The organism is Cellulosimicrobium sp. SH8, assembly GCF_025818875.1.
Classification (GTDB): Bacteria; Actinomycetota; Actinomycetes; order Actinomycetales; family Cellulomonadaceae; genus Cellulosimicrobium; species Cellulosimicrobium cellulans_D.
Window position 1 is genome coordinate 253,031 of record NZ_JAMXMH010000009.1, and the last position, 8,634, is coordinate 261,664.

General features: G+C 75.2%; 9 protein-coding genes. 5 read left to right on the plus strand and 4 right to left on the minus strand.

Annotated features, from left to right (window positions below; translation table 11 throughout):
- Nucleotides 1-137: 137 nt before the first annotated feature.
- Nucleotides 138-542 carry a hypothetical protein gene (locus tag NF338_RS14215; RefSeq protein WP_264031380.1) on the plus strand — a complete coding sequence of 135 codons (405 nt, stop codon included), beginning with the start codon at nucleotides 138-140 and terminating at the stop codon, nucleotides 540-542.
- 39 nt (nucleotides 543-581) lie between these two features.
- On the opposite strand, the gene NF338_RS14220 is transcribed toward NF338_RS14215, so the two are convergent.
- Nucleotides 582-1,457: a 2-phospho-L-lactate guanylyltransferase gene (locus NF338_RS14220; RefSeq protein ID WP_264031381.1), complete on the minus strand. Its 876-nt coding sequence runs from the start codon at nucleotides 1,455-1,457 to the stop codon at nucleotides 582-584.
- Complete coding sequence (gene cofD / locus NF338_RS14225) at nucleotides 1,450-2,403, minus strand: 2-phospho-L-lactate transferase (protein ID WP_264031382.1); 954 nt, start codon at nucleotides 2,401-2,403, stop codon at nucleotides 1,450-1,452. The genes NF338_RS14220 and cofD overlap by 8 nt, the downstream gene beginning before the upstream one ends.
- Nucleotides 2,404-2,459: 56 nt before the next feature.
- Between cofD and NF338_RS14230 the strand changes: the two genes are divergently transcribed.
- The 3 genes from NF338_RS14230 (at nucleotide 2,460) to NF338_RS14240 (ending at nucleotide 5,033) form a co-directional block, all read left to right on the plus strand.
- Nucleotides 2,460-2,780, plus strand: coding sequence for an MTH1187 family thiamine-binding protein (locus tag NF338_RS14230; protein ID WP_064316860.1), 321 nt, complete (start codon nucleotides 2,460-2,462; stop codon nucleotides 2,778-2,780).
- 115 nt (nucleotides 2,781-2,895) lie between these two features.
- Nucleotides 2,896-4,356 carry a hypothetical protein gene (locus tag NF338_RS14235; RefSeq protein WP_264031383.1) on the plus strand — a complete coding sequence of 487 codons (1,461 nt, stop codon included), beginning with the start codon at nucleotides 2,896-2,898 and terminating at the stop codon, nucleotides 4,354-4,356.
- Nucleotides 4,357-4,394: 38 nt separating this feature from the next.
- Nucleotides 4,395-5,033, plus strand: coding sequence for an aspartate/glutamate racemase family protein (locus tag NF338_RS14240; RefSeq protein WP_264031384.1), 639 nt, complete (start codon nucleotides 4,395-4,397; stop codon nucleotides 5,031-5,033).
- 16 nt (nucleotides 5,034-5,049) lie between these two features.
- Here NF338_RS14240 and NF338_RS14245 read toward each other — a convergent pair whose 3' ends face one another.
- Together NF338_RS14245 and NF338_RS14250 are read right to left on the minus strand one after the other, a co-directional pair.
- The gene (locus NF338_RS14245; RefSeq protein ID WP_264031385.1) at nucleotides 5,050-5,904 is read right to left on the minus strand and encodes an ABC transporter permease; all 855 of its coding nucleotides are present in this window, start codon (nucleotides 5,902-5,904) and stop codon (nucleotides 5,050-5,052) included.
- On the minus strand, nucleotides 5,901-6,989 hold the full coding sequence (locus tag NF338_RS14250) for an ATP-binding cassette domain-containing protein (protein WP_264031386.1): 1,089 nt from the start codon (nucleotides 6,987-6,989) through the stop codon (nucleotides 5,901-5,903). Before NF338_RS14250 ends, NF338_RS14245 begins: the two co-directional genes overlap by 4 nt.
- A gap of 94 nt (nucleotides 6,990-7,083) precedes the next feature.
- On the opposite strand from NF338_RS14250, the gene NF338_RS14255 reads away from it, so the two are divergent.
- Nucleotides 7,084-8,178, plus strand: coding sequence for a helix-turn-helix transcriptional regulator (locus tag NF338_RS14255; RefSeq protein WP_264031388.1), 1,095 nt, complete (start codon nucleotides 7,084-7,086; stop codon nucleotides 8,176-8,178).
- The last annotated feature ends 456 nt before the right edge of the window (nucleotides 8,179-8,634 follow it).

The following is an 8,634-nucleotide window of genomic DNA, read 5'->3' on the forward strand; positions in this document are numbered from 1 at the left end:
GATGAGCCGGACCGCGTGACGCCCGCTGCACCGGAGGTGCCTCCCGTTCCCGAGGTCCGCAGCCTCACCGAGATGCCGCCCGCCGCCCCCTCGTCCCGCGCCCGGGGTGGCAGGTCGTCGCCGGGACGGGGGCGTGCGTGCAGTCGTGGCGCGCCGCCGTCGGCCCCGACGCGCCGACGCTGCCCCCACGAGAGGCGTCCCTCGCGCTGCTCGAGCAAGCCGCGGCAGAGGACGGTGCCGACCTGGTCGGCGGGGCGGGCGACATCCTGCTCCCGCTCGGATGGGACGGCGTCCGCATGCAGGGCGTGAACGGCGTCGTGCAGGGCTGGACCGTGGCCACCGCGCGTGGTGACGTCCACGTCCGTGGTGCGGCCCGTGTCGTGAGCGTGCCCACGTTCGCCGGTGGGGCCTCGACGCAGTCGGTCGTGCTCGTGCTCGACTGCGTGGGTTCGCTCGACGAGGCCGCGTGGAGGGGCCTTCTAGAGGACGTGCGGGTGGACCTCGTCGCGCCCCTCGAGGAGCCCGGCGTCTGGCCCTCGTAGCCGGTGCGTGGTGCGGCGTGCGACGGCGAGGCGCACCCGTCAGGCGTCGCGGTCGCGCAGCGCCGGGACGTGCAGCCCGACGACGGCCCGCGCGTCCGCGGGCAGCTCGTCCCAGTCCTCGACGGTGTCGAGGTCGACCGCGGTGCCGGGCCGCCGCACGACGACGGCCCGCAGCCCGAGCCGCTCGGCCTCGGCAACATGGGCGGCACGGCTCCCGACCCCGAACCGAAACCGAAACCCCTCGCCGCCGTGACCACGACCCGGCCGAGCACGAGGTTCCTGTCGTTCTGAGCCGCTTTGCGACGGCAACCCCGTGCTCGACGGCGCGGAAGCCGGGGGGTCGAGGACGAGGAGGTTCGTGCCCGCGCCCCGGCGGTCCGTCGCGACGACGACGGGCGCGTCCTCGGCGAGGAGCGCCGCCACGTCCGCGGGCGTGAGCGCGGGGAGGTCGGCGTGCGCGACGAGGAGCCGCACCGGGCCCTCCGTGGACTCGTCCTGCGCCGCGATCTCCCGGCCGACGTCGACCGCCGCGTCCAGCCCCGGTCGGTCCGCGGGCTGCAGGACGATGCGGAGCCGGTCCGCGTCGTCGGTGAGGAGGGGGAGCCCGTCGGTACCGGCGGCGTCCGTCGCGGCGGCGGACTCGTCCACCACGACGTCGCGCAGCGCGCGCCACGTGAACCGCGGGTCCGACGTCACCACGACCACGCGCTCCACGCCGTCGCTCGCGAGCAGCGTCCCCACGACGTGCCGCGCGAGCACGGCGATCAGCCGGCTGCGCGACGCGGGGTCCAGGACGTGCGCGAGCCGCGACTTCCCCGACGACCCGTCACGCAGCGGCACGACGGCGACCACGCGCCCCGGGCGGGCGGGCCCACCCGGGCGAGCGGCGCCGTCGGGCACCACGAGGTCATCCACGAGCGTCACCCGCCGCCGCGAGGAGGGCGCGCGCGAGGCGCTCGCGGCCCGCGGCACCGCCCATGACCGTGTCCGTCACGACGACGTCCATCCCGAGACCCCGCACGGCGTCGGCGAGGTGGGCATCGTGCTCGTCGATCACCATGACGTCGACGAGCCCGACGTACAGGCGCGCGACGCCGAGCGCCGAGACCTCGTGCCCGAGCGTCGTGAGGATCTGCGCCGCGGGCCCCTTGATCGCCCGGCCGCCGACGATCGGGCTCACCGCGACGCGGCGCGCGGACGTCCCGGCGAGCGCGTCCCGCACCCCGGCGACGCCCAGCACCGGCTCGACCGACAGGAACGGGTTCGACGGCGCGATCACGACCACGTCCGCGCCGGTCACCGCGTCGAGCACGCCGGGCGCCGGGCGCGCCGCGTCGATGCCGTCGTAGACGAGTCCCAGCACGTCGTCCGCGTGCCGGCGCCCCACGAAGTACTCCTGGAACCCGAGGCGGCCCGCGGGCGTGTCGACGAGCGTCGCGACGCGGTCGTCGGTCACGGGCAGGACACGCGCCCGGACGTCGAGCGCCGTCGTGAGCCGCGCGGTCACCTCGGTCAGGGACGACCCCGCGCGCAGACCGGCCGTCCGGACCACGTGCGTCGCGAGGTCGCGGTCCCCGAGCGTGAACCACGTGTCCTCGCCGAGCCGGCCCATCGCGTCCAGCGCCGCGTACGTCTCGCCGACGACGCCCCAGCCGCGCTCCTCGTCCGCGAGCCCGGCGAGCGTGTACGTCACCGTGTCGAGGTCGGGCGAGATCCACAGCCCGTGCAGCTCGACGTCGTCCGCGACGTTGACGACGACCGTGAGGTCGGCCCCGGCGAGGTCCAGGCCGTGCGCGAGGCGTGCCCCGCCGACCCCGCCCGCGAGCACGGTCACGCGGTCGGTGCGGTGTTCTGCTGTCACGACGACGAGCCTACGTCGGGGCGGTTCGTGGTCCGCCGCCGTGCCACGATGGGCCCATGGCCGTCTTCGCCTTCTCCGTCGCCCCGCTCGGTGCCGGCGAGTCCGTCGCGGACTCCGTCGCCGAGGCCGTCCGCATCGTCCGCGAGTCGGGCCTGCCCAACCGCACCACCGCGATGTTCACCGAGATCGAGGGCGACTGGGACACGGTCATGCCCGTGATCCAGCGCGCCACGGAGGCCGTCGGCGCCGGCGGGCACCGGGTCTCGCTCGTCATCAAGGCCGACATTCGCCCCGGCCGCACCGGGGAGCTCACGGGGAAGGTCGAGCGGGTCGAGGAGCGGCTCGCGGCCGAGTCGGAGGAGACCGGGCACGCCTGACCTGCGGGGTCGCGCGCGGGTGGTTCGACCGGTTCGAGGGACTTGACCGGCGACGTAGGCTATGGCGCAAACGCCCCCGCCCAGGTCGCGTCCCGCTGCAGCAGGAGATCCACCGATGCCCCTCTTCGAGGTGGACGCCGAGCGTCCCGTACTGGTCCAGCCGCCCCAGCCGGCAGGTGCCTTCGGGACGGACGCGCAGCGCGTCGTGGACGGCAACATCGAGGGGCTGCTGGGCGAGCAGATCTTCCCCGTCGCGCAGGGCACGTCCGACGACGAGCCCCACCTCCTCGCGCTCGACGCCGCCGGCCTCCCGGTCGTCATCGAGGTCACCGCGGAGCTCACGGAGGAGGCCCTCACCGCGGCGCTCAACCACGCCGGCCGGGCCGGGCGCCTCACGCGCGCCGAGCTCGCCGCCCGCTACACGGGCGGCGCCTCGCGGTTCCAGCAGGACGTCGCGGCGTTCTACGACAACGTCCCCCTCACGCGCTCGCAGGCGACCGCCCGCGCGACCGGCGCCCGCCTCATCGTCATCTGCTCGAGCGCCGCACCCGGCATCCAGGACGCGCTCGACTTCCTCCGCCAGCCCGGCTCGCCGGTCGCGGTCCTGCGCCTCGGCGTCGTCCAGGGCGCCGACGGCCGCCGCTTCGTCGACGTGTCCCCGCTCGCGATGACGCGCGACAACCCCGCACCCCCCGCGGCACCCGAGCCCCGCCGGGGCCGCGCCGTCGCCCCCGGATCCGACTTCGCGGACGGCGTCGCCGTGGGCCGAGCCCTGACCGGCAAGTTTCCCGTGGTGACGCGGCAGGCCGCGCAGTCCCGGGCCGAGCGTCGTCGTGCCGCCGAGCTCGAGCCGCGCGCCCTCCCCGGTATCGCGCCCACCGCGGTCGACGAGACCGGCCCGCTCGTCGCGCTGGCCCCGGTCGCCGCGCCCGCGGAGCCGTCGCGCGCCGAGCCCCCGGTCCTGGACTTCGTGCCCCTCGACGACCCGCTCACCGCGCGGACCGTGCCCGAGCCCGCGTCCACCGGCTGGGCCGACCGCCGTCCCGTCGACGCCGGCGACGAGACGCCCCCGCGCACGTCGATCCTCACCCGCGAGTCCATCCGCACCCGCGAGTCGATCCGGACGCGCGAGTCGTACCTCACCCACGAGTACGGCGAGCAGCGCAGCCCGTCGCGCGAGCAGCCGTACGACCCGCTGTCCTACCACCCGCCGGTCGACCTCGACCCGGCACCGACGCGCGCGTCCGCGAGCCGGGACGTCGTCCCGGTGCCGCCCCCGCCCCCTGTGGACGTGCCGCTCGGCCCCGACGACGACCCCGACCTCGTCGCGCTCGCCCGCGCGTTCGGCACGCCCCGCGAGCTCGTGTGGTCCCGGCCGCGCCGCGGCCAGCGCTTCGAGGCGGTGCTCCAGCCCGACGGCTTCATCGAGCTGTCCGACGGCGCCCGGTTCCGCCACCCGGACCTCGCAGCCGTCGCCGTGTCGGGCACCCACACCGCCGACGGGTGGAGCGTCTGGCGCCTCGGCGCCGAGGACGGCCCCACCCTCACCGACGCCTTCCGCGAGCACCACGCCTGAGTCGCGTCGTCGCTCGGGCACGACGACCGGAGGCGCACGTGATCGGGTTCCTGCACACGGCAGACGTGCACGTCGCGACCTTCGGCGCGCTGGTGGACGAGGTCGCGCCGGGGCAGGGGCACGTGCACCGGGTGGACGTGCCGCTCCTGGACGACGCGCGGGCGGGTGCGCCGACGGGTGAGCGGGTCCGGGCGCACGTCGACGCGCTCGTCGCGGCGGGGGCGTCGGTGGTGGTGTGCACGTGCTCGACGCTCGGGCCGGTCGCGGCGGAGGTCGGCGGGGCCGGGGTGCCCGTGCTGCGGGTGGACCGGCCGCTCGCCGAGGCGGCGGTGCGCGACGGCGGCCGGGTCGCTGTCGTCGTCGCGCTCGCCTCGACGCTCGGCCCGACGACGGAGCTCCTCGCCGACGCCGCCCGACGCTCGGGGGCGACCGTCGAGCTCGACCCGGTCGTCTGCGCGGACGCGTGGGCGGACTTCGAGGCCGGTGACCTGGCCGCGTACCTCCGGGGCGTCGCGGGCGCGGTGCGGGGCGCCGTCGCGCGTCGGGACGTGGACGTCGTCGTGCTCGCGCAGGCCAGCATGGCGCCCGCGGCGGCGCTGCTCACCGACCTCCCGGTCCCCGTGCTGACGAGCCCGGGCAGCGCGGTGGCCCGGGCCGTGGAGCTGGCCCGGGCCTGACGCGCCGAGGTCGTGCTCAGTCGGTCGAGCGCACCATGGTGCGGATCCCGACGGCGAGGCCGACGGCGGCCGTCACGACGGCGGCGACCCAGCCCCACGCCACGGCGGAGGCGGCGAGGTCGCCGGCGAACAGCGCGCGCTCGGCGTCGACGACGTACCGGAGCGGGTTGACGTCGGACGCGACCTGCATCCAGCGGGGCCCGGTCTCGAGCGGCAGGAGCATGCCGGACAGGATCATCAGCGGGAAGATCAGCGTCTGCTGCACGACCCAGAACATCCAGTCCTGCTTGCGCACCGCGAGCGCGAGCGCGTAGCTGAGCGACCCGATCCCGACGCCGAACACGGCCAGCAGCGCGAGCCCGACGACGGCGCCGGCCGGGTGGAGCTCGAACCCGAACGGGAGCATGACGAGCACCACGACGACCGACTGCGCGACGATCGGGACCATCTCCTTGAGGGCGCGGCCCACGAGCAGCGAGGCCCGCGAGAGCGGTGCGACGAGCATGCGCTCGTGCGCGCCCGTCTGGAGCTCGACGAGCAGGTTCGCGCCGGTCGTGGTGGTCCCGAAGAGCGTGGTCATCACGAGGATGGACGGGACGAACCACTGCCAGACGTTGCCGCCCAGGACCTCCTGCCCGGTCGTCGTGCCGCCGAGCGACCCGACGAGCAAGGGACCGAACAGGGCGAGGAAGACGATCGGCTGGACGAGACCGAACATCACGGAGAACGGGTCGTGCAGCACGGGCCGCAGCTCGCGCACGAGCACGATCCCGGTGTCGCGCGCGAAGGCGGCGAGCCCGCGGCGTGCACGCGGACGGGCGGGAGCCGGGTGCGGGGCGACGGTGGTGGGGGCGATGTCGACGGTGCTCATGCTGCGGTCCTCTCGGTGGGGCGGGTGCCCTCGGCGGGGGCGTCGGTCGCGGCGGCGGCGCCGGCCTCGCGCAGGCTGCGCCCGGTGAGCGCGAGGAAGACGTCGTCGAGCGTGGGGCGGTGCACCTGCGCGGTCTCGACGGCGATGCCGTCCGCGTCGGCGGCGCGCAGCAGGCGGGGGAGGTAGGCGTCGCCGCGCTCGGCGCGCACCTCGAGCGTGGGCGCGGCGTCGTGCCCGACGGCGGCGGCGCCGTCGGGCGTGCGGGTCGCCTCGCGGAAGCCCTCGACCCGGCGGGCGAGCGCGACGAGCCGTGCCGCGTCGTCGTGCGCCGGACCCTGCGGGGGCGCCAGCGTGACGACGACGCGGTCCCCGGCGAGGTCGGCCTTGAGGTTCTCCGCGGTGTCGTCGGCGATGACCTGGCCGTGGTCGACGACGACCACGCGCTCGGCCATGGTGTCGGCCTCGTCGAGGTAGTGCGTCGTGAGGACGATGGTCATGGGCTCGCCCGTGGCCGCCAGGGCGTCGTCGCGCATGCGCAGCACGTGGTCCCACAGGTTCGCCCGGTTGTGCGGGTCGAGTCCGGTCGACGGCTCGTCGAGGAACAGCAACGACGGCGCGTGCACGAGGCCCATCGCGACGTCGAGCCGGCGACGCTGCCCGCCGGAGAGGTCGGACACCTTGCGCGCGCCGTAGGACCCGAGCTCGAGCGAGTCGAGGAGCTCGTCGGCCCGGCGTCGCGCGGTGCGTCGGTCGAGGCCGTGGATGCGGCCCTGGCTGGTGAGCTCGTCGACGGCGCGCTGCGCGTGACCGGCGCCGTTGCCCTGCCCGACGTAGCCGATGCGGTGGCGGACGGCGTCGGGCTCCGCGACGACGTCGTGCCCTGCGACCGTGGCGGTGCCCGACGTGGGGCGGATGAGCGTGGTGAGCATGCGGAGCGTGGTCGTCTTGCCGGCCCCGTTGGGGCCGAGGACGGCGACGAGCTCGCCGGGTGCGACGTCGAGGTCGATGCCGCGCACGGCGTGCACCGTGGCGCTCGCGTCGCGCCCGACGGGGAAGTCCTTGGTCAGTGCTCTGGTGCGGATCACGGTGGCTCCTCCTGGGTGTGCTTCGTGCGTCGGGATCCACGGTGCCAGGGGTAGAGGACAGGTCCCGTCCTCTACTCCGTGCGACGCTGACGTCATGCTCGAGACCTCAGGACGACTGCTCCGGCTGCTCTCGCTGCTCCAGGCGCGCCGGGACTGGCCGGGGCCCGCGCTCGCCGAGCGGCTCGACGTGAGCCCGCGCACCGTGCGGCGCGACGTCGACCGGTTGCGCGAGCTGGGCTACCCGGTGCGCGCGACGAAGGGCCCCGACGGCGGGTACCGGCTCGACGCGGGGGCCGACGTCCCGCCGCTCCTGTTCGACGACGAGCAGGCGGTGGCCGTCGCGATCGCGCTGCGCACGGGCGCGCTCCCGGGCGTGGAGGACGCCGCGGCGCGCGCGCTCGCGACGATCCGTCAGGTCATGCCCGCGCGCCTGCGCACGCGCATCGACGCCCTGGAGGTCACGGCGGTCCCGGGGCGTCGGGAGCGGTCGCTTCCGGCCGTGCGGCCCGACGTGCTCGTGGCCGTGGGGACCGCCGCCAGCGAACGGCGTGTGCTCCGGTTCGACTACGACGGCGGGACCGGCGAGGTGCTCCGGGCGCCGGGGAGCGGGGCCGGGGAGGGCTTCCGCGCGCCGCGTCGCGTCGAGCCGCACCACGTCGTCACGTGGGGCGGGCGGTGGTACCTCGTCGCGTGGGACCTCGACCGGGACGACTGGAGAACGTTCCGGATCGACCGGATGGCGCCGCGCGAGGGTGTCGGAGCACGGTTCGAGCGTCGGGCGCTGCCCGCCCCGGACGTGGCGACCTTCATCGCCGAGAGGTTCACGCAGCCCGTGATGCCCGTCCGGGGGACGGTCGAGCTCGAGCTGGACGCCGCCGTCGTGGCGGCATGGGCCGGATCGGGCGCACTCGTGGAGGCCGTCGGAGAGGGGCGGTGCCGTCTGACCGCGGGTTCCTGGTCGTGGGGCGGGCTCGCCGGGTGGTTCGGCATCTTCGACGCCCCGTTCACCGTCGTCGGACCGGAAGACCTGCGGGCCGCGGTGGCGCGTCTCGCGGCGCGGGCGACGGCAGCGGCAGCGCCCGCTGCGGCAGGCCGACCGCCGCGGCGCGGGACGCCGGGCGAGGGGCAGCGGGCACCGGGGCAGGGTGCCGCGAAGGGGAGTGGTCCGGGTCACGACGGCGGGAGTTGACCTCCCGCCACCGGACCCCGTAATGTTCTCGAGGTCGCCCGGCAGGGAGGAACAGACACCACGGCACAGCTCCTCGGAGCAGATGCGAAGTGGCTGGTCCCCCGGGCGGAACTCCCACCAGATTTCTCGGAGCACAGTGCTGCGCCGCGAGTAAGGTGAGGGTGTCTGGATCAGGTACATTTCTGAACGGAAATCCGGTCTTCACCGGTCCGGGACGAACGGCCGGGTCTGGTAGGATTCAGAACGAAGGAAACGCCCCGCGCAAGGGCCTCGGGAACGAGGTCGGAGGCGGTGTGTGTCGGTTGTTTGAGAACTCAACAGTGTGCTTGTTAGTCAATGCCAATTATTTTGTCCCTGTGGCACGGCTGACTGTTCTTGCCCGTCGGGTGGGGTGGTTGGTTGTGTCTGGGATTCCTTTGGTTGATTTCGGAAGATGATGTCATCTTTCGTGTTGAT